The following is a 21,813-nucleotide window of genomic DNA, read 5'->3' as shown; positions in this document are numbered from 1 at the left end:
TTGAATCCCAAGAGTTCATTTTTTAAATTAATTGCTGATTTAGTTTCTGCTTTAATTTTTTGGGCAAGCATTCTCTAGCGGCTTACCTGCTACGCGATCCTTAACCCAAGATAAATAGAATGGCTTAGATGATCCAGGGGTCGTAAAGTGAGACTGCTCGCCAGGTAATTGCATCCTTCCAACATTCCCGCCAAGTTTGCAAACTTGATCTTGGTAGAGCTTATGCATCATTGGAGGGACGGCGGTATCTTTAGTGCCAAAGTAAATTTGTACTGGGGCAACAGGCCTTGCTACAGGTACACCACCCTTTAGCATTGCCTGTGCCCAAGCAAGAGTATTGGTAGGCGTTGACTTTAATAAGCTAGCGTAGTTTGCACCGTAGTTAAAGTTAAAAGTGTCACTAGCAGCATGCATACATTTATTGCTGTAAATATCGTTAGCCACTTTCACACCCTCATCGGTAAAGAGGTCTGATAATTTCAGATTAGAAAAGGCAGCTTGAGTTCCCCAGTAATACATTGTTGCATGGGTGAAATTAAAGACGTTATCCAAAAACATCTTTTGGGAGCCTTGCAAATATTTATCTGCTGTTGCTTGATCGAGTTTGCCTGCTGGAGCCAATATGGAAATATCTTGCGGTGCTAGAGCCACAAATCCAACAATATCCACACCATCGAACGCAGTGCCAGCTTGCTTAATGTAGTCAGACATTCCAGCCAATGCAATGACCGCCCCGCCGCCTTGTGACCACCCATAAACAATGGTCTTCTTACTGGCGCCCGTCTCCTTCATAGAGCCAGCGGCACGAGCAGCATTAAGCGTATCCATACCGTTAGTCGCTGCAACGCTGTATTGATGCCTACCGCCACCACCCAAACCTTGGTAGTCGGTTGCAACCAATACATAACCCTCTTTAATAAATTCTTCTACTGCTGGAATTCCATAATCTGTCCAAGAATTTCCGCCAACTAAGAAATACTCGTTCAAAGGAACTGCTGGATCAATAACCTGTGATGGGCCACAATTTTGCGCCGCACCTGTTGTTCCATGCGCCCATGTCATCACTAGACGACCACCTGCAGGAGCCTGACCTACTGGCGCGACCACTAAGCCAGTTGAAATATTTTTGCGGCCAGCAACATCGGATGAAATATAGGCAATTCTCCAGGCTTGAGCGCCTTTTACGGATGTTTCAATTTTTTCCTGCTTGATCACCTGCCCCAATTTACCTTCAGGGGCCATCTTCATTACTGCCGCATAAAAAGGCTGCACTGGAGGGTCAGCAAATACAGCGGTAGATAAAACTCCGAAGGCGGTACCGAGTGCCAGAACTGAAAGACGAGTGATTTTTTTCATGGATGTGATGAAATGAGGTTCTAAAACCTATATTAGACACCATGCCATGCAGGATCCATATTTAATTAGACGCATGCTTTTAGGTTCAGGGCTCTCTATTGGCGATCTGGCAATGCAGTTATCTTATGGCGGCCCACAGATTGCTTCCTGGAAATATTGCCCTATAAAGGCTTTATGATTGTGACTTTCAATTCAAGGCTTTAGGATCAATCTCATGAGCGCCTACTCACTCGAGCTAGCGGAATTTTCCATTGCAGCTATTGCAATTACCGCCATCACTGCATATGCGATTTACTGGACCCTTAATGAATCACCTATATCTCGCTGGCTGCATGATTCCGATGCGGTTGTTCCGTCATTCTTATCAATTACCTCTTTTATTTTCGGTCTTGCAATCTCGACTTTAGCGGGTAATTCTTTTGATCGACATCAGCATGCCATTACAAACCTAATAACTGAAACAAGCGCAATTGAACTAATTGTTAGTACTGCAACAGCTTTACCCAATCAGGATCAATTACAAATTAGTTCAGCTGTAAAAAATTATGTAAGCGCAGTTATCGATAAAGAATGGCCCGCCATGCAAAGCAATGATGCCAGCAAGCGTGATATTGCTTTACCAGAATTTTTAGCATTAAATAAAATTGTGAATCAAATTGCTTTCCAGCCAAATCAACGTGGCGCTATTCAAGAACAGTTGTTATCAGCGATTGCAACCATTCGACATGATCGTCAAATTAGGCGGTCCATAGCATTCGACAATGACCACATCTCGAAATGGCCATCGATTCCTGTATTTTCATTTTTATTGCTACTCTCAGTTGGAATTGTGCATCTTGGAAGCATTAAAGCTATGAAGGTATCCCTATCAATAGCATCGGTATGCGTCATTATGTCGGCGGTGTTTCTCTTTATTAGCATCTCTCCATATCGAGGATGGAACCCCGTAGAGCCTCTTAAATTACAGAACTCTCTACAAAGGTTGGAAGCAATCAAGCAATCAACTTAAGTTTTCTTAATTGTTGCAATCACTGGAGCATGGTCAGAAGGCTGCTCCCAGGTTCTGGGCTCTTTATCGATCACGCTAGCAGTGCATTTTTCTTGAAGCGCTTCACTGAGAAGGATGTGATCGATACGCATGCCGGCATTTCTTCTGAAACCCATCATGCGATAGTCCCACCAACTAAAGGTTTTTGGTGGCTGCTCAAACATTCTGAAAGAGTCTGTTAATCCCAATTGAACCAACTGTTGGAAAGCTTGACGCTCCTCTGGAGAAACCAGGTTCTGCCCGATCCACTTAGAGGGATCATGCACATCCGAATCGGTAGGTGCAATATTGAAGTCCCCTAACAACGCTAAACGTGAGTTCTGCTGGAGCTCTTCGCCTAACCAAGTTTGCAATGCTTTAAGCCAACTCAGCTTATATACGAATTTATCGCTATCGGGTGATTGCCCATTTGGAAAATATGCAGAAACTAACCTCATTGGCTGGGTTCCCGCAAAGGGAATGGTGGCAGCTAAGATTCTCTGCTGCTCATCTACATGGTTTGGAATGTTTCTAGTGGGTTTTAGAAAGCTGGTTGCTACATCAGATGCAATCGGCGCTAAGGCTGCCTTGCGCACAATGATCGCCACACCGTTATAGGTCTTTTGGCCTGCAGCCAGACTTAAGTAGCCAGCATCCTCAAGCTCTTGATGCGGGTACTTATCATCTGTGAGCTTGAGCTCCTGCAAACACAATGCATCAATAGGGTGCTGCTTTTTTTCCTGATCCTGCAACCAACGCAGGACTTGTGGGAGGCGAACCTTTAATGAGTTCACATTCCATGCGGCTATGCGAACTGAATCAGTCATCGATTCCCAGCTCTTGCAACTTACGGGTAATCGTATTGCGTCCAATACCTAGACGTTGAGCGGCCTCCACTCTTCTGCCGCGCGTGACTTCAAGCGCAGCTTGTAATACCGCCTTTTCAAAGCGTGCAGTGAGAGCATCAAAGACTTCCTTATCGCCATCTTGCAGCATCTTCACAGCAAGACGTCCTAAGCCACTCTCCCAATCACCTGAAGTAACTTTAGTCGTAGCGGGATTACTTGGCGAGGACTCACCATGAAGAATCACGGGTTGCTCGCTAGCCTCTGCAACGATATCGGCAGGCAGATCGCTTACGCCAATCACATTGGCAGGCGTCATTACCGTTAGCCAATGACACAAGTTCTCTAATTGGCGCACGTTGCCTGGAAATGGCATTGCGCTGATTTCTTTTAATACTTCATCAGATAGCTTTTTAGGATCAACTCCTAAAGACTTAGCGCAACTGAGCATGAAATGCCGAGCCAACATTGGAATATCTTCGTTACGCTCACGCAATGAAGGCATGCGCAAACGAATGACATTCAGGCGATGTAATAAGTCTTCACGGAAGAGCCCTGCTGCTACACGAGCATCTAGGTTCTGATGGGTAGATGCGATAACGCGTACATTGGCCTTAATCGGATCTTGACCACCGATACGATAAAAATGGCCATCCGACAAAACTCGCAGTAAACGGGTTTGCAAGTCAAATGGAAGATCGGCTACCTCACCTAAAAACAGAGTGCCTCCATCCGCTTGTTCAAAGCGACCGCGACGGAGTGTTTGCGCACCAGGAAAAGCACCACGCTCATGGCCAAACAACTCAGACTCCAACAAATCTTTTGGTACAGCTGATGTACTCAAAGAGACAAATGGACCTTTAGCGCAAGGGCTGTGCTTGTGCAATGCATGAGCTACCAACTCTTTACCAGTACCAGACTCGCCAGTAATGAGGACTGTTGCATTTGATTGAGCCAAACGACCAATCGCACGGAAGATTTCTTGCATGGCTGGGGCTTGACCAATGATTTCAGTCGCATCTTGGCGCCATGCGGTTAATTCTTTAGAGCCAGAGTCATTGCGAATACCCTGCTCTACTGCGCGATGGATCAATTCAACGGCTTTTTCAACGTCAAATGGTTTGGTGAGGTACTCAAATGCACCGCCTTGAAATGAAGATACAGCTGAATCCAAATCTGAATAAGCCGTCATGATGATCACAGGTAAATTCGGATGGCTAGCCTTCACATGCTGCAATAGATCCAAGCCATTACCGCGTGGCATCCGGATATCTGAAATAAGCACCTGAGGAGATTCTTTTTCCAAAGCATTGAGAACATCATTTGGATTGGAGAAACTCTTATGCGGAATATTCTCACGCGATAATGCCTTTTCTAAGACCCAACGAATGGATTGATCATCGTCGACGATCCAAATTGGTTTCATGATGCTTTCTCCTGCCTACGGTATGGAATTTGAATATGAAAATCGGTGCGGCCAGGGCGGCTATTACAAGAAATAAAGCCCTGATGCTGCTGAACAAAGGTTTGTGCCAAAGTGAGACCAAGGCCACTGCCACCCTCTCTACCCGAAACCAGCGGGAAGAAGATGCGTTCAATAATCTCCTCTGGAATGCCCGGACCGTTATCAATCACATGCAGATCCATCGCCAACTTATAGCGATGCTTAGCAATTGTCACTGAACGTGCCACACGGGTCTTAAGTTCGATTTGCGCAACACCACTTTGAATCTCTTCGGAAAGAGCTTGTGCTGCGTTGTGAACAATATTGAGTGTTGCCTGAATCAGCTGCTCTCGGTCTCCCAATACATCTGGCAGACTCGTATCGTAATTACGAATAATTTTGAGCCCCTTTGGAAACTCAGCCAAAACTAAACTACGTACGCGCTCCAAAGCTTCGTGCACATTAAAAGACTCCATGACATGCGCCTTGCGATGAGGCGCTAAAAGTCGGTCCACCAGAGTCTGTAGGCGATCTGATTCTTTAATAATGACTTGCGTGTACTCTCGCAAACCTTTATCCGGTAGCTCAAACTCAAGCAACTGAGCTGCCCCACGAATTCCACCCAATGGGTTTTTAATCTCATGCGCTAAATTGCGCATCAACTGTTTGTTTGCCTCAACCTGCTGCGTTACGCGTTCATCGCGCTCACTACGCAACTGCTGATCAATCGGAAACCACTCCATCATGATGAGGGCGGGATCCTCCAAAGCGGCTATTACAACGTGTGCCGGAATGGAATCTTGATGAATACTGCCAGGCAAGGAATGCAAGATCATTTCTTGGCGCTGCGCTAGGACATGTCCTTGCTTCACTTCACCAATCATGACTCTTAATGCTTCGTTATCGCCAAATAAATTGTGCACAGACTGACCCTCAAGTGATTTACGTGAAAGGTCTAGAGCTGACTCAGCAGCTGGGTTCACATACACCAATTGTTGGGTCTCAGCCTCAAATACCACGATGGCATTGGGCATCTGATCAAGCAATGTCGGAAAAAAAGGAGCAGCCGAAGCTGCTCCCTTGAACGAATTGCGCAACAGACCTGCGCTCAAGTTCTCTCCTTCGCTTACAGGGAGTAGTACATATCAAATTCGATAGGATGAGTAGTCATACGGAAACGTGTGACATCTTCCATCTTCAAATTGATATACGCATCAATCATGGACTCAGTGAATACACCACCGCGAGTCAAGAACTCGTGATCTTTCTTCAATGCTTCCAATGCCTCTTCCAAGCTCGCGCAAACGGTTGGGATCTTTGCATCTTCTTCTGGTGGCAAGTCATACAAGTTCTTGTCAGCAGCTTCGCCTGGATGAATCTTGTTTTGAACGCCATCCAAACCAGCCATCATCAATGCAGAGAAGCAGAGGTATGGGTTAGCCAATGGATCTGGGAAACGAGTTTCAATACGACGACCCTTTGGACTTGGAACGTGTGGAATACGGATAGAAGCAGAACGGTTACGTGCTGAGTAAGCTAACTTCACCGGAGCCTCAAAGCCTGGTACCAAACGTTTGTATGAGTTTGTACCTGGGTTAGTAATCGCGTTCAATGCCTTAGCGTGCTTGATGATGCCGCCAATGTAGAACAATGCGAATTCTGACAAACCAGCGTAGCCGTTACCAGCAAACAAGTTCTCACCGTTTTTCCAAATAGATTGGTGAACGTGCATACCAGAACCGTTATCGCCAACTACTGGCTTAGGCATAAATGTTGCTGTCTTGCCGTAAGCGTGAGCTACGTTTTGAACAACATACTTCTGCCAGATAGTCCAGTCAGCACGTTGAACCAATGTGCTGAACTTAGTACCCAATTCGTTTTGACCTTGGCCAGCAACTTCATGGTGATGCACTTCGACTGGAATACCCAATGATTCAAGAATCAAACACATTTCAGAGCGCATGTCTTGGAATGTATCTACAGGAGCAACTGGGAAGTAGCCGCCTTTTTTACCTGGGCGGTGACCAGTGTTGCCGCCTTCGATTTCTTTTGATGAAGACCATGGAGCCTCTTCGGAATCAATCTTCACGAAGCAGCCCTTCATGTCAGCACCCCAACGAACGCCGTCAAAAATAAAGAACTCTGGCTCTGGACCAAAGTAAGCTGTGTCGCCCAAGCCAGTGCTCTTCAAATACGCTTCAGCGCGCTTAGCAATAGAACGTGGATCACGGTCGTAACCTTTGCCATCAGCTGGCTCGATCACGTCACAAGTCAACACTAAAGTTGGCTCTTCATAGAATGGGTCGATATAAGCGGCTGTTGGATCTGGTTTGAGCAACATGTCTGATGCCTCAATACCCTTCCAACCAGCAATAGAAGAACCGTCAAATGCATGACCGCTCTCAAATTTGTCTTCGTCAAAAGCAGAGATAGGAACTGTCGTGTGTTGTTCTTTACCCTTTGTATCCACAAAGCGGAAATCAACGAAAGTAATTTCTTTCTCTTTAACTAACTTCATCACATCAGCGACGGTCTTCGTCATGCAAATCTCCTCTATTAACTAAATTCGGAATCAAAACTTAAGGCATACACCCTTGTTTATTCCAGGCACCAAACATGCCTAATGGATGTATGTAATTTACTGAAGCAAACAAATGGGAACTCTCATTATTGCACTGTTTAAGTGCCCAAATACCCCTCATACAAGCTCAAATACCCCTATTTGCACCTTTTTAGTGCATATAGTTTCAACTGATATCGTGGATTTCGTAGCCCAGCTCTTGGGTGCCCGTTCTGAGAGCAATCCAGGCGCTTTCCAGGAGATTGGCATTGCCTTTGATACCCAGTTCAATATGGCGCTGAGCGTACACACCTCCCCTTGAGGCATCTCCCACTGACGGAAGACTGAAGACCTTCACCCCTGGAAAATTAGCTTCTATGCGCTCCATTAAGGGGGTCAAAGTCGATTCAATACCCTTGGGAACAATGAAACTCTGCTCAGCCCAGTTCTCTTGATGGAATAGATCCTTGTAATGGGTATCCAAGCACCAAGCCATCATCGGCGCAGCCATCACCGGAAAGCCCGGCACAAAGTGATGCTCTTGAATTCGAAAGCCTGGAATTTGATTGTAGGGATTGGGAATGATTTCACTTCCAATGGGGAACTCACCCATTTTGAAGCGATGCTGGTTTTCTGGAGTATTAAGATCAGCCTTAATCGGATCACCCTCTGCCATCGACTGAATTCTGCCGGCAATTAACTCTTTTGCAGTTGGATGTAATTCAATTTTTGTACCGAGAGCTAAAGCTGCGCATTGACGAGTGTGGTCATCAGGTGTTGCGCCAATTCCGCCAGTACTAAACACGACGTCCCCACTTGCAAAACTCTCTTTCAGCGTAGCGGTAATTTGCTCTGGATCATCAGCAACATATTTAGCCCATGCAAGACTCAGACCGCGCTCATTTAAAAGCTCTATTAGCTTGCTCATGTGCTTATCTTGACGACGTCCTGACAAGATTTCATCGCCAATCACGATTAAACCGAAGCGACGCTGCGCTGCAGCCGTTACATCTTTTGGTTCGTCTATTTCAACTTTTTTCATTTCATCAACAATCTCATTAGCCATCGTATTAACTGTGATATGGAAGTTCAATATCAACAACACGGGATTCCACTGTCAGCGCTTTGTCCAACTCCTCTTGTCTCAGTTGCTTAAGTGCATCCAGTAGGAAGTAACTAAACCACAAAGCAGCAAAGACAAAAATCAGAGAATAAATCCAAAGCGCTATAAAGCTTACGATTGGAAACAGCACTAAAGCCAATGCCGAGGTAGCCCAAAAGAATGTAGGCACCGCCCCTAGCATCCCCGATGCGATGCCCATGCAGAGCAAAGGCCAGCGATATTTTTCAAGCAAGAGATCGCGCTCTTCCATGCTGGCATGTTTAGCCAATACATCGTAGGACATGAGTCGCATGGTTAGCCAACCCCAGAGCAAGGGAGGCAAGACAGCCACAAGTGGAGGCACCCACCAAACCGGCAGAGTCAACATCACGAGAGCTAGGCAAATAATGGCCGACCACAATGAGTAAATCAAACTACCGAAGAACCCGCCACCTTGTTTACATTCGAGATCATGAAATTGAGAATTTCTTGAAGCAATTTTGACAATTGCAGGGACGGTTGAAAAGGCAATGAATACGAGCAAGCTAATTGTGATCAGCGGAATGATCAACATGACAAAAAATAATGGCGCTATCCATGCTCGCGCGTTATCAAATCCTGCCCAAACAAGCCCTTCTTGAATCCAGCTGGTAAATATCGAAGTTGTCAGAAAGACACTTAATGCTTCGAGTGCAGGCGTCCATGTAAGCCAGATAAGACAGCCCCACAGCACGGAGACAATTAGAAATGGTCTTAAGCTGAGCCACAACATCCGTGGATGCATAGTTCCAACCAAGGCCATGCCAAATGATTTAAATACCTGCTGCAAGCCAACCATACAACTCCTATCGCCTTCAGACCTGAAGTCTACTTAGGCATGATTTCTTTAAAGGCATGAACCAGGCCTTGCCACTGTTGAGTAAGGATATTTTGCGAAACCGTTAAATTTCTTACCCCTGTAGGATAGACCTCTTTAGGGAAGATGGCTGTTCTAAACAACATATCCCACCATGGAAACAAAACACCAAAGTTGCAGCCGCCTAAAACACCGGGCTTACCTTTGGCTTCATGACCATATCCAACGGCATGGTGCATGCGATGAAACATGGGTGATACCAGTAAGTATTTTGCAGGGCCTAAATGGGTTTTGATATTGGCATGCTGCCAACTTTGTAGAAATTCACTCAATGCAATCAGCAGAATAAATTGGCCTGGAGAAACTCCAAACATCAAAGCAACAAAAGACATCACCACAGCCCGCATGATGTCATCTAGTATGTGATTGCGATTATCAGACCATGCGGTCATGACTGTTTGGCTATGATGCAAGGCATGCAATTGCCACCACCAGTTAAATACATGGGATGCGCGGTGGTAGAGATAGTCAACAAAATCCAGCAATACCAAATAAATCAAGAAGCTCACAACTGGAATAGAAGTTACGCCAGGCCACCATGACTCGACGTTCAGGCGATCGAAACGGAAATCATGCAGGATGGAGTCGACTCCGAAAAAGAATCCAGACAAGGCGATGAATACTAGGCCATGAAAAATTCCCAGACGATGAAACAAGGTGTACAAGACATCTGCCCTACTTGCTTTTGCAAAACGATCCTGCTTTTCTGCTGGGGCGAGACGCTCCCAAGTTCTTAGGACAATAATGATTAAGAAAATTTGGATGCAACCAAATAAAAACCAATCAAGCCCATCAAATACATCTTCAGCCCAAGCCATTAAATCGAATTGATATAAAACGGGGGCAACTATATTTGCAAACAGAAACTCCTGAACGCTAGCGTACCCGGCTGAAATGGCAGAAGTGATGGCATTGAAATCCATGCTTTATTTTGACTGATTTACGGAATTCTTGGGCAGCAACCCAAAGCAGAATCCGCGAGCCTTCAGATTGACAATAAGCTGCTCTAAAACGGCAGGCGCCCAAGGGTCTTTTCTAGACCATATACCCAAATGAGCCATGGTGATATCGCCATCCTTAATGTTGCGGCTTGCCTTGTCCAAAAGAGCGCCATTGGGGTGCTTATCGGAGTTGAGCTCATCACCCAGAAAGCCAGCAGGATCCCAACCTATGTACTCATATCCACACATATTCCCCATACGGATCAAGGTTGGGGAAGTTTTACCGCCAGGTGCACGCCATATCTTTTGAATCGGATGATCGGTGAGCTCATGAAATCGCTGATCTACACGGCGTATTTCCTTGCACATTGTTGCTTCGTTATAGAGGACTGTCATTCCTGCCTTTGGTCCAAACTGAGGCTTTTCAAATACCTCGCCCTTAGGTCCGTCTTTAACAAAATAGGTATGGTCGTAGGTATGACTACCAAAGCGATGCCCTTCTTTAACGCGTTCTTGCCAATAAGTCTTCCAAGAATCATCTAAAGAAAAATCGCCGCGGAATGTTTTCTCATTCGCCAAGAAGAATGTGGCTTTTACATTTTGTCGCTTCAGAATTTCCGCCACCTTTTCAGCAACTGCCATATTGCCAGTATCAAAAGTAAGGTAAACCTTTTTATTACATTCTGCAGGCTGAGCAGAGGCGCCCAAAGAAAAACAGCCGAGCAATAGCGCGGCTGTAATACGTATGAATGCGTTATGACTCATGCGCTTCATGATGATGATTACTCCCATCCAGCCCTTGGAGCAAAGAAGACTCCATGAGGCGACTTACCCACTGGAATAACAGTAACTAACTTCATTGTTGGGATATCGATTACTCCAACCTTTTTTGAGAAACGCAAGGTAACCCAGAGCGTTTTTCCGTCAGGAGTAATTTCCATATCATCTGGTCCAGCTGGAAGACCGGTGATGTCGCCAACCTTTTCCAGGGTTTGCATATTGATCAGGCTGATTGTGGAAGCAATACGGTTACTCACAAATACATGTTTCTTATCCCCAAGAGGGCGGAAGTTATGGGCACCCTTCCCTGTTGGGATGCGCTTTACTTCTTTGCGATTTTTCCAGTCGATAACCTGGACATTGTCTTCTCCAGTAATGCCAACCAACAAGTACTGATCACCAGGCGTCATCCATAAGCCTGCAGGCACTTTACCTGTCGGCATTACCCACAAGACCTTTTGTGTTTCAAGATCAATGGCAGCAAGCTCGTTTGAGTCCTGCAAAGTAATGAATGCAATTTTGCTATCTGCCGTGAATGCAATATGACTTGGAGTCTTTGCCAATTTCACGGTCTTCGCTAATTTCAGATTTGCGCCATCAGCAGCATAAATATCAACACGGTCTAAGCGATTGCCGTTTGCCACAAACCATTTGTGATTTGGAGAATAGCCAATTTGGTATGGATCAATGATATTTGGAATTTTGCCGGTTAACTCACCTGTCGTTGGGTTCATTAAGGCAACATCATTGCCTGCCGCATTTGCAATCAGCAAAGTCTTTTGATCAGGAGTCAACATCAGATGGTGGGGTTCTTTACCAACCGGAATCGTCTTAATGACCTGGCGAGTAGTCATGTCAATCAAACTGACTGAAGCTTCGCCAGAATTGAGAATGACCGCCAACTTTGGCTGATTAGCTGCTACTGGTGTTGATGCATTACCAGCTTGCGCAAATGCATTTTGATTGACTAAAAGGAGAGTCAATAAAGCGGAGGTCGCAATTGTGCGAAAACCTCTAATCTTGATAAATGTATACATACCTCCATTGTAAGCAATCGGGAGGCCCAAAATGACCTCTAGGCTGCAATGGATTTGACTTAGCGCAAACTGGCTAAAACCTTTTCAAGGCGCTTTAAGGACATTGGGGTTGGTGTTTTCAGTTCCTGGGCATATAAAGCCACCCTCAGCTCTTCCAGTTGCCAACGAAAATCCGTTAAGGCTTGGTCTTCAGCCATGGCGTAGGAGGAGCCACCCTTGTTACCCTGTATTAGCTTTTGCCATGGATGCGCAACCGATTCCCAATCTTTTTGACACTGGGCATCGCGACTTGGATTGGATCGCAACTTATCAATCCGCATGGCAATGGCTTTTAAGTAGCGGGGTACATGAACTAGTTGGCCATAAGGTATCTCTGCCACAAATTTAGGAAATATCAAGCCTTGCATCTGTGCCTGAATATCTGCATAAGCACTCGGTGATGCGGCTTTTGCACTGGCGATCTTTTTCTGCAAATCTGCGTGGGCTTGCAATGCATTTAATGCGTGACGAGAAATCTCTTGGGCGATGAGTGCCAATCTTGGTTTTCCTGCTTGTAAGCGTTCCGCAAATTGCTCAGCATTGACTGGCAATGGCTCAGTCATATAAGCACGCTCAAGAGCTAGATTCAAAATCTGATCAATCAATCCCTCTACTGAGCCCACATTAATAAAGAGCAGGCCTAATTCACGAATTCCCGGTAACTGTTTTTGCAAAGCCTTGAGCGTATCTTTATTGCTCAGAGCAAATAGACGTCGCAGCCCTAAACCATGTTGTTTACGAGCTTCCTCTAGGTCATCAAACACCTCAAGATCGCAGAAGTCGACGCGATCTACCAAAGCCGGATAACCAAACAAGGTTTTATTGCCTTTTTGTATTTCTAATGTTTCAGGTAGCTCACCAAACTCCCAGGTACGGTAACCACCCTGCTCTACTTTGCGTGTTGCATCAATGGCGCCTGTACCGCCATCTGAATTGGCTTTAGTTTTTTCGCCTACTGAAGGCTCCATACCTAACTCGACCTGCGCAGCTTCCTGAGCAATTGCTTGGAAAGCGTTTCGGGCAGTCTGCCCATACTCAGAACGTAAGCGCGCTAAGTTGCGCTCCACTTCTAACTGTCGACCATACTCATCAATCAAACGGAAATTCATAGACGAGTGCAAAGGCAAAGCCTCTGGCCTGAAGTCCGTGCGCTTAATTTCCAATCCACGCTCTTTGCGAATATCTCCGATCAAACTATCCAAGAAGTCGCCAACACCAAATTGCTTCTCTTCTAGCTTGCGCTCCAGAAAAGATTTAGCATAATCTGGCAGCGGCACACAATGACGGCGAAGTTTCTGAGGCAAAGATTTAAGCAGGAGAAGCACTTTCTCCTCACACATGCCGGGTACCAACCACTCGCAACGACGTCCATCCACTTGGTTTAACTGCGTCAACGGAACCACAAGTGTCACACCATCTTTAGGGCTTCCAGGTTCAAAGTGATAAGTCAGACTGAGCTGTGCCCCGCCCACCAGCATCGTCTTAGGATAACGATCGACAGTAATGCCTGCCGCCTCGTGGCGCATCAGGTCTGCTTTTTCTAGGCGAAGCTGAGCATCCAGTTCACTTCCCTGATTTTTATCATCTCCGCTTTTTTTAGCCAACCACGCTTTAAGACTTTCTCGACTGCATACTCCTTTTGGAATACGAGACTCGTAGAACGCAAATAGCAACTCATCATCCACCAAAACATCTGGCCGACGTGAGCGATGCTCTAAGGCTTCAATCTCTTTAATAAGGCGACGGTTATGCCAAAAAAATCCAAACAGATTTGGGTATTTTTTCTTGGCATCAGTTTCAGTCTCGCGTTGCAATGCTGGCGTATCCATACGCCCAAACATTTCTTCTTGCACTAAAGCCTGACGAATGAATAGCTCTCTTGCTTCATCGGGGTTATGAGGTTCATAACTCACACGGCGGCCATGGTAGATCGGTAGGCCATATAAGGTGCCACGTTCAAATGCCATGACCTCGCCCTGACGGTTATCCCAGAATGGATCGCTCAAAGACTTAATCAGGCGATGCGCAGCAACCCGTTCTACCCATTGCGGCTCAATCTTTGCAATGGTTCTGGCATACATGCGATTGGTTTCTTGCAGTTCACCAGCCAAAATCCAGGCACCTGCTTTTTTGCCAATGGTAGAGCCAGGCCAGATAAATGGACGTATACCTCGGGCGCCAACGTAACCACCGGTCTTGCTATTTCGATCCTGGGATTTTTCATCCTCTTCTTTTTTGGCGACATACCCAAGTAAGCCCGTTAATAAAGAGAGGTGGACTTGTTCATAAGTTGCGGCTAGACCATTTTCTTTCCAGCCCTTCTCGCCCAGCATCGTATGGAGTTGACCATGGACATCGCGCCATTCGCGTAAGCGACGGGGTGACAGAAACTTACTCTTGCAAAGATTCTCTAGCTGACGATTGCTATGCTTATGTTGCAAAGCGTCCTGATACCAATTCCAAAGCTTTACGAAACTCAAAAACTCAGAGCGCTCATCAGCAAATTGCAAATGCGCTTGATCTGCAGCAGCTGCCTGATCCATAGGCCGATCACGCGGGTCTTGGGTAGCTAGCGCTGATGCAATAATGGTTACTTCCTTTAAAGCATTCTGCTCTTTTGCAGCCAGCAACATACGTCCAATACGAGGATCTAACGGCAAGTCCGCTAACTGTTTACCAATAGCAGTGAGTTTGAAGCTGTTGTTGATATCTTTACCGTCCACTGAATCAGATTCATCAAATTCAATTGCACCTAATTCATCTAAAAGCTGTACGCCATCTGTAATTGCCCTGCCTAGTGGTTTATCAATAAATGGAAAGTGCTGAATCTTCGGCAAGCGTAAGGAGCTCATGCGCAACAACACTGCCGCTAATGAACTTCGCAATATTTCGGGGTCGGTAAATTTTGGACGACCTTGATAATCTTGCTCGCTATACAAGCGCACGCAGATGCCATCCGATACACGACCGCAACGCCCCGCCCTTTGATTAGCAGCTGCTTGAGAGATCGGCTCTATTTGGAGCTGCTCAACCTTGTTGCGATATGAGTAGCGCTTTACTCTCGCTAGGCCGCTGTCTATCACATAACGAATATTGGGAACCGTTAATGAAGTTTCCGCAACGTTCGTGGTCAGGATGATGCGTCTCCCATTACCCGGACTAAACACTTTTTCTTGCTCGGCCACGGATTGGCGTGCAAACAAACTCAGAATCTCCGGATGAAAGCGCTGCTGCAGGACATGATCTTTACGCAAAGCTTCTGCACAATCACGGATCTCGCGCTCGCCCGGCAAAAATACCAATACGTCTCCAGCACCTGCAGCGCCTTCACGCCATAAACTAGCAATCTCTTCGGTAACGGCATCCGGAATTTCTTTGGCAGTCTTGGATTCTTTTTTACCATCAGGCTTGGCATCTGGTTCCAGCGGCGCATAGCGCTGCTCGACCGGAAATAGTCGACCACTCACCTCAATCACTGGCGCCACCCTGCCATTCATGGCAAAGTGCTCTGCAAATCGCTGGGCATCAATCGTTGCCGAAGTGATGATCAACTTAAGATCGGGTCGCTTCGGTAGGAGCTGACGCAAATAACCCAATAAGAAATCAATATTGAGACTGCGCTCATGCGCCTCATCGATGATGAGCGTGTCATAAGCGCGTAGCTGTGGGTCACGCTGAGTCTCGGCTAGCAAGATGCCATCCGTCATCAGCTTGATAGAGGCTGTATTGCTGGTCTTGTCGGCAAAACGCACTTGGTAGCCAACATCCTGACCAATGGGTGAACCTAGCTCTTGAGCAATGCGCTTGGCTGTGGCAGTCGCTGCGATCCTGCGCGGCTGGGTGTGGCCAATGAGCTTGCCACCATTAATGGTGCCTCGACCCAGATCCAAACAGATCTTTGGCAGCTGCGTGGTCTTACCTGAGCCCGTCTCTCCGCACACAATGACCACCTGGTGGCTCTGCAGGGCATCCTTGATCAGCTGACGCTGACCAGAGACCGGCAATTCCTCAGGAAAGCGAATTTCTAGCTTGCGCGAGGTGTTGGAAGCAGGCACAGGCTTTGGGATTGCTTTGGGTTTTTGTTGGTTTATAGGCTCTTGCACCCTATAATTTTCTCACTATGCCGACAAATGCACCAAACCAGGCCTCATTGGCCGAAGAAACGACCTCCAACTTCCCTTTTGTAGGGTGGCTGCGTGATGTTGCGCCCTATATTCACAGCTTCCGCGAAAAGACCTTTGTTATCGCCTTTGCGGGTGAACTCGTACAAGAAATCGGTCTTGAGAACCTGATTGAAGATATCGCCATGTTGCATGCCATGGGCATGCGTATTGTTTTGGTTCATGGCATTCGTCCGCAAATTGAAGAACAGCTCATGCTTCGCAAGATTAAGAGCAAGTTCGGTAAAAGTGCTATGCATAGCTACCGGATTACCGATGCTGCTGCACTAGAGTGCGTCAAAGAAGCTGCCGGCGAATTACGCCTGGACATTGAAGCAGCATTTAGTCGTGGTCTTCCAAACACACCAATGGCTGGTTCACGCATTTCAGTGATCTCTGGCAACTTTATTACTGCAATGCCGGTAGGTGTTGTCGAGGGCACTGACTACATTCATACAGGACTAGTTCGCAAAGTAGACTCCGGTTCGATTAGACAGTCTCTGGATAGCAACAAAATTGTTTTGCTTTCACCTTTGGGTTTTTCACCAACGGGTCAAGCATTCAACTTGGCATATGAAGATGTAGCGGCATCCACTGCTGCAGCACTCAAAGCAGATAAGCTGATTTTCTTGAGTCCATATGCCGGCCTTAAAGATGCTGAGGGCGACTTCATCACTGAACTGTCGATGCCACAGCTACAAGAATATGTCGCACAGAACAAAGATATGGACCTCGGCATGAAGGGTCTATTGAATACTGCTGGTAGAGCGATTCGTGCTGGCGTTAGCCGTGTTCACTTCCTCCCATGCAATCAAGATGGCGCCCTGCTGGAAGAGCTCTTCACCCATGATGGTATTGGCATGATGCTAGCTTCATCCGATATTGAGAACTTACGTGAAGCTAACCAAGATGACGTTGGTGGCATTTTGCAATTGACTATGCCTTTAGAAGATGAAGGTATCCTGGCTGCTCGCGGTCAAGATGTCATTGAGCGTGATATTCAGCGCTTCTCCGTCATTGAGCATGATCGTGTTCTCTTCGGTTGCGCCGCACTCTTCCCATTCCCGAATGGCGTTGGTGAGCTGGCATGTCTTGCGGTTGATCCAGATGTTCAAGGATCAGGTGACGGTGAGCGTCTGCTAAAGCGTGTTGAGATGCGCGCCAAACAAGAAGGCATCAAAAAATTATTTGTTCTCACGACAAGAACCGAGCATTGGTTCTTAAAGCGTGGCTTTAAACGGGCGTCAGTGGATGACTTGCCTGAAGAAAGAAAACAAATTTATAACTGGGACCGTAAGTCCATGGTTTTAACTAAAGATCTATAAGAAACGCTAGAAATACTAGAAAGGCATTACAGATGGCACGCATGGTTCAATGTATCAAACTCAATAAAGAAGCTGAAGGCATGGATTTCGCCCCTCTTCCTGGAGAGCTGGGTAAAAAGATTTGGAATCAAGTTTCAAAAGAGGCTTGGGCTGGCTGGTTAAAGCAGCAAACCATGTTGATTAATGAAAACCGCCTTAATATGGCGGACCCACGGGCACGCCAATACCTCTTAAAACAGGTAGAAAAGTATTTCTTTGAGGGTGGCGCAGATATGGCTCAAGGCTACGTGCCTCCAGCAGAATAAATATTCATTACCTTTTAATTAAATATTGATTTGGGGTGTTGACACCACCAAAGATAAGCGTAGGATGAAGTCGTGGTGAGGCAGTTATAGTGCCCTGCCACATTGGCGAAAGCCGATCTTAATAAGTACATCTATGTGCTTATAGGCTAAGGAACTAAATACCTTCCGAGCGCCTGCGCCATGCAAACCATGGCAAACAAACCCGATGGGGATACCCCGTCGGGTTTTTTATCCCCTAAAGAACAATACGCTCAACGCCTGCAGCATTGCTAACTAGCAATATATTGGCCTTTTCTTTGGCAAACAGGCCCACGGTGATTACGCCGGCAATTTGATTGATTTGCGCTTCCATCTGCATGGGGTTGGCGATCTTTAAACCTGCGACATCAAGGATCCATCCACCGTTATCAGTCACAAATGGCTCGCTAGGTGTTTGATTGAGATCGGCGCGAGTATTTTTTGCTAAACGTAGAGTTACCTTGCCGCCAAACTTTTCCAATTCGCGGCTCACGACACCTTGAGCAAGGGGAATGATTTCTACTGGTAGAGAAAAGTTACCTAGCACCGGCACTTGCTTTGATGAGTCACAAATGCAAATGAATTGCTTTGCCATAGAGGCAATGATTTTTTCTCTTGTGAGCGCCCCGCCGCCGCCTTTAATCATATGCCCAGCAGGATCAATTTCATCCGCACCATCAACATACGCAGGTAAGCCTTGCACATCGTTTGGGTCAAGCACTTTAAAACCGTGTTTTAGCAAACGCTCAGTGGTTGCATTGGAACTAGATACCGTACCTACAAAATGATCTTTATGTGGAGCTAGTGCATCAATGAAGCAATTGGCTGTAGAACCGGTACCTACACCCAAAACCTGTCCAGCGGGCAACTTGAGAACTTCGTCTCTGGCCGCCTCACCTACCATTTGCTTGAGTTGATCTTGATTCATATAGCTATCAAACGCCTTTACTGGAACTGATTAATTAATCCATCTATCATATGATATTCATAAGTAAACCACTTTAGAGCATTGAGCAAGCCCATGAATAGCACCGCCTCAGCATTAAGCCAGTTAGAACAACTCAAGAAACTCACTACGGTTGTAGCTGATACAGGCGATTTTGAGCGTATGCAGGCCTTCCAACCGCAGGATGCGACCACTAACCCCTCACTCATTCTGAAAGCTGCTCAGCAAAGCAATTACCAGGATTTAGTAAAGTCAGTTAAAGCAGCCCATCCAGGCATGAGCCCAACCGACCTCGTAGATTACATCTTGGTTGCCTTTGGCTTGGAGATTTTGAAGATTGTCCCTGGTCGCGTTTCTACAGAAGTAGACGCCAGACTCTCTTTTGATACCAAAGGTACTGTTGCCAAAGCCAAGCATTTAATTGCTCTATATGAATCTCATGGGATTGATCGCAAGCGTATTTTGATTAAGCTAGCCGGTACGTGGGAAGGCATCGCTGCAGCAAAAGAATTAGAAGCTCAAGGCATTCATTGCAATATGACCCTGCTCTTCTCTTTAGTTCAGGCAGCTGCTTGTGGCGCAGCCAATGCCAAATTGATTTCTCCATTCGTAGGTCGCATTACTGATTGGAATAAAGCTAAGCTTGGCGCCAACTGGAGTGATGCCGCCAATGGTGGAGCAAATGATCCTGGCGTGACTTCAGTAAAGAGAATTTTTCATTACTACAAGCACTTTGGCATCCCAACTGAGATCATGGGTGCAAGCTTTAGAAACACCAGTCAGATATTGGAGTTGGCAGGCGTCGATTTACTGACCATTAGCCCTGAACTTTTAGCCGAACTTCAAGGTAGCAATGCGTCTGTTGAGAAAAAACTTAATCCTGCTAATGCTCAAGCTGCATTGCAGGCAGAAGGCATTACACCCCTTAAGCTCGATGAGTCCAGTTTCCGCCTGCAGCTCAATAACGATGCCATGGCGACGGAGAAATTAGCTGAAGGTATCCGGAACTTCTGCGTAGATACTGAGAAGCTAGAAGCGTTGCTCGCTAAATAGTTTCGATTCACCCAATCACTTACTGCAAATTGTCGTTCTTCTGCACCTTGAAAAAAGATAAGCAAATTACAAAAAGCATCGTAAAAATAGATACCAGCCCCAACGTTTCATAAAGCGCCTTCAAAGGCCAAACCTGGGAAGTGGCATCTGTAATGCTGCCACCGCTATTTGTAAATACAGCAGCAATAGGCCCCAAAAAAATGGTTCCGTAGATAACAATCACAAGATACCAACTCGATTTATTGTTGTCCTCAGCACAGTTTTGTATTTCATTTGTGCGCATTAAATAGATCGCCCAAAATTGGAAGATGGTATAGACACAGAGAAACCACCCCATGAAATTAGAAAAAGGGACTCCGAAGTATCCCCCTCCGTCACGCCAAATCCACTCATGCTTAACTGTAGATGATGCTGGATCGATGCTCATATCCCACATAACCATAATAAAACTGGCAATGATGGGGATTGCAAACATCAAGCTCTTCGGAATTTTGAGATCGAACTTATCCAATAGAACATGAGCTAAAGCCCAAGCGAGGTAGCACACGCCAAAGTAGGATGGCATGATCATTAGCGGAACAGCACCAATCTTTGGCCCTAATTCAGACGTGTAAACGTAATGACCAAAAGGGAAGCCAGTCGCAATACTTAAGGATTCATAACACCAGCTAACAATGCATGCAATACCAAACATAATTCCGAGCCTGCGCCAACCCAATCGCTGGGAGCCGTGAATTAACGCAAAAAGTAATCGCGCAGAAGTTGCGCTAATACTCAATATTCCAGCAATACTGACTGCAAATGGCATTGCACCAATGATCGATAGAGCAGCAGAGATGGCAACCAGCAGCCAGAGAATGAATTCATTATTTTTTTTAAACATAAAAGCCCATAGAACAACTTAGATATCTTGCATATTTACCTGGAGAATAGACCCTGATGATTAGCAATGAGAGGTGTGATGACCTACTTCTTGCCAGTATTAATGCCCAGTATTGAGTAAGCCGGGCAATTACCAATCATTCCAGTTAATAGCGGAATCACGCCTATCCAGGCCCAGGGGCCGGTAATCCCAAAACCAGCTAAACCCATCAGGGTTACGCCAACAGTCATTCGCAGAACGCGATCTGTATGTCCCATATTGCATTTCATATGCAGCTCCTTGTTTTACTTGGCAGCTTTGTCAGATACTTTGGCTAGGCGCTGTCTTAATGCCTCATACAAGCATACGCCACTTGCAACAGAGACATTCAAACTGGAGACCACACCCTGCATTGGAATGCGGACCAGCTCATCACAGTTTTCTTTTGTGAGGCGACGCATGCCCTCACCTTCGGCACCCATGACAATGCCAATAGAGCCTGTGAGATCAATGTCATAGATCGACTTAGTCGCTTCATCATCCGTACCAATCAGCCAAACTCCCGCTTCTTGCATTTCTTTCATGCTACGAACAAGATTGGTAACAGTAATTACCGGCATGACTTCAGCTGCGCCACTAGATACCTTGCTTACGGTGGCGTTAATGGATGCAGAGCGATCTTTAGGGATCACAACAGCATCTACACCAGCACCGTCTGCTACGCGCAGACATGCTCCAAAGTTATGGGGATCAGTTACACCATCTAAAACCAAAAATAATGGTTTCTTCTGCGCGCCCTCAGCATCTTCAACCACCTCAGTAATGGTTCTTGCAACAGTCATTTTTTCTGCCAAAGCAACTACGCCTTGGTGACGGTCATGCCCAGTTAACTTATGCAAGCGCTCTGCGTCAGCCGCATGCAAACGCTCACCCAAAATCTCTTCGGCCTGCTTTAAGAAATCACCCATGCGTCTGTCGCGACGACCAGAATCAAAGTACACCGACTTTAAGCTACCTGGGTCTACCCGCAAACGCGCTTGCACTGCATGGAACCCTACTAATATTTGTTTCATTTTCTTTTCTAACTTAATTTCTAC

Annotated in this window: 19 protein-coding genes; 4 read left to right on the top strand and 15 right to left on the bottom strand. The window is 46.2% G+C overall.

Annotated elements, in window-relative coordinates; genetic code table 11:
• Positions 1-51: 51 nt before the first annotated feature.
• Entirely contained in the window at positions 52-1,356 is a 1,305-nt protein-coding gene (locus ICW03_RS03905) for a lipase family protein (RefSeq protein ID WP_215349226.1), read from the bottom strand.
• A 214-nt stretch (positions 1,357-1,570) separates the two neighbouring features.
• Here ICW03_RS03905 and ICW03_RS03900 point away from each other — a divergent pair, with 214 nt between their 5' ends.
• Positions 1,571-2,365: a DUF4239 domain-containing protein gene (locus ICW03_RS03900; RefSeq protein ID WP_215349225.1), complete on the top strand. Its 795-nt coding sequence runs from the start codon at positions 1,571-1,573 to the stop codon at positions 2,363-2,365.
• Here the strand turns inward: ICW03_RS03900 and xth are convergent.
• The 10 genes from xth to hrpA form a co-directional block, all read right to left on the bottom strand.
• Complete coding sequence (gene xth / locus ICW03_RS03895; RefSeq protein WP_215349222.1) at positions 2,362-3,210, bottom strand: exodeoxyribonuclease III; 849 nt, start codon at positions 3,208-3,210, stop codon at positions 2,362-2,364. The two genes, ICW03_RS03900 and xth, sit on opposite strands and share 4 nt — an antisense overlap.
• Entirely contained in the window at positions 3,203-4,654 is a 1,452-nt protein-coding gene (ntrC, locus tag ICW03_RS03890) for a nitrogen regulation protein NR(I) (RefSeq protein WP_215349219.1), read from the bottom strand. Before ntrC ends, xth begins: the two co-directional genes overlap by 8 nt.
• The gene (gene glnL / locus ICW03_RS03885; RefSeq protein ID WP_371819921.1) at positions 4,651-5,772 is read right to left on the bottom strand and encodes a nitrogen regulation protein NR(II); all 1,122 of its coding nucleotides are present in this window, start codon (positions 5,770-5,772) and stop codon (positions 4,651-4,653) included. The genes ntrC and glnL overlap by 4 nt, the downstream gene beginning before the upstream one ends.
• 26 nt (positions 5,773-5,798) lie before the next feature.
• Positions 5,799-7,214 (bottom strand): type I glutamate--ammonia ligase, encoded by a 1,416-nt coding sequence (glnA, locus tag ICW03_RS03880; protein WP_215349213.1) that lies wholly within the window; start codon positions 7,212-7,214, stop codon positions 5,799-5,801.
• A 205-nt stretch (positions 7,215-7,419) separates the two neighbouring features.
• A complete protein-coding gene (locus ICW03_RS03875) occupies positions 7,420-8,274 on the bottom strand; it encodes a molybdopterin-binding protein (protein WP_215350174.1) in 855 nt (284 codons plus the stop codon).
• Positions 8,275-8,302: 28 nt separating this feature from the next.
• Entirely contained in the window at positions 8,303-9,172 is an 870-nt protein-coding gene (locus ICW03_RS03870; RefSeq protein WP_215349210.1) for an EI24 domain-containing protein, read from the bottom strand.
• 29 nt (positions 9,173-9,201) lie between these two features.
• Positions 9,202-10,173: a sterol desaturase family protein gene (locus ICW03_RS03865; RefSeq protein ID WP_215349207.1), complete on the bottom strand. Its 972-nt coding sequence runs from the start codon at positions 10,171-10,173 to the stop codon at positions 9,202-9,204.
• Positions 10,174-10,176: 3 nt separating this feature from the next.
• The gene (locus ICW03_RS03860) at positions 10,177-10,983 is read right to left on the bottom strand and encodes a polysaccharide deacetylase family protein (protein WP_251374461.1); all 807 of its coding nucleotides are present in this window, start codon (positions 10,981-10,983) and stop codon (positions 10,177-10,179) included.
• The gene (locus tag ICW03_RS03855; RefSeq protein ID WP_251374460.1) at positions 10,974-12,008 is read right to left on the bottom strand and encodes a cytochrome D1 domain-containing protein; all 1,035 of its coding nucleotides are present in this window, start codon (positions 12,006-12,008) and stop codon (positions 10,974-10,976) included. Before ICW03_RS03855 ends, ICW03_RS03860 begins: the two co-directional genes overlap by 10 nt.
• A gap of 59 nt (positions 12,009-12,067) precedes the next feature.
• Positions 12,068-16,102 (bottom strand): ATP-dependent RNA helicase HrpA, encoded by a 4,035-nt coding sequence (gene hrpA, locus ICW03_RS03850; protein ID WP_215349204.1) that lies wholly within the window; start codon positions 16,100-16,102, stop codon positions 12,068-12,070.
• A 65-nt stretch (positions 16,103-16,167) separates the two neighbouring features.
• Between hrpA and argA the strand changes: the two genes are divergently transcribed.
• Positions 16,168-17,532, top strand: a complete 1,365-nt coding sequence (gene argA / locus ICW03_RS03845; protein WP_215349203.1) for an amino-acid N-acetyltransferase — start codon at positions 16,168-16,170, stop codon at positions 17,530-17,532.
• A 32-nt stretch (positions 17,533-17,564) separates the two neighbouring features.
• On the top strand, positions 17,565-17,837 hold the full coding sequence (locus tag ICW03_RS03840; RefSeq protein ID WP_068321192.1) for an oxidative damage protection protein: 273 nt from the start codon (positions 17,565-17,567) through the stop codon (positions 17,835-17,837).
• Positions 17,838-18,072: 235 nt separating this feature from the next.
• Here the strand turns inward: ICW03_RS03840 and rpiA are convergent, their stop codons facing one another.
• Entirely contained in the window at positions 18,073-18,783 is a 711-nt protein-coding gene (gene rpiA / locus ICW03_RS03835) for a ribose-5-phosphate isomerase RpiA (RefSeq protein WP_215349200.1), read from the bottom strand.
• Positions 18,784-18,876: 93 nt separating this feature from the next.
• Between rpiA and tal the strand changes: the two genes are divergently transcribed.
• A complete protein-coding gene (gene tal, locus ICW03_RS03830; protein WP_215349198.1) occupies positions 18,877-19,854 on the top strand; it encodes a transaldolase in 978 nt (325 codons plus the stop codon).
• Positions 19,855-19,873: 19 nt separating this feature from the next.
• Here the strand turns inward: tal and ICW03_RS03825 are convergent, their stop codons facing one another.
• From ICW03_RS03825 to rlmB, 3 genes are all read right to left on the bottom strand, one after another.
• The gene (locus tag ICW03_RS03825; protein WP_215349195.1) at positions 19,874-20,737 is read right to left on the bottom strand and encodes a carotenoid biosynthesis protein; all 864 of its coding nucleotides are present in this window, start codon (positions 20,735-20,737) and stop codon (positions 19,874-19,876) included.
• Between the two features lie 83 nt (positions 20,738-20,820).
• A complete protein-coding gene (locus ICW03_RS03820) occupies positions 20,821-21,006 on the bottom strand; it encodes a DUF2892 domain-containing protein (RefSeq protein WP_068321183.1) in 186 nt (61 codons plus the stop codon).
• Positions 21,007-21,021: 15 nt separating this feature from the next.
• Positions 21,022-21,789, bottom strand: coding sequence for a 23S rRNA (guanosine(2251)-2'-O)-methyltransferase RlmB (rlmB, locus tag ICW03_RS03815; protein ID WP_068321181.1), 768 nt, complete (start codon positions 21,787-21,789; stop codon positions 21,022-21,024).
• Between the last annotated feature and the right edge of the window lie 24 nt (positions 21,790-21,813).

This window comes from Polynucleobacter sp. MWH-Aus1W21 (assembly GCF_018687275.1).
In the GTDB taxonomy this organism is placed as follows: Bacteria; Pseudomonadota; Gammaproteobacteria; order Burkholderiales; family Burkholderiaceae; genus Polynucleobacter.
The sequence above is the reverse complement of the archived record's forward strand: the minus strand, read 5'-3'. Positions and strand labels throughout refer to the sequence as shown.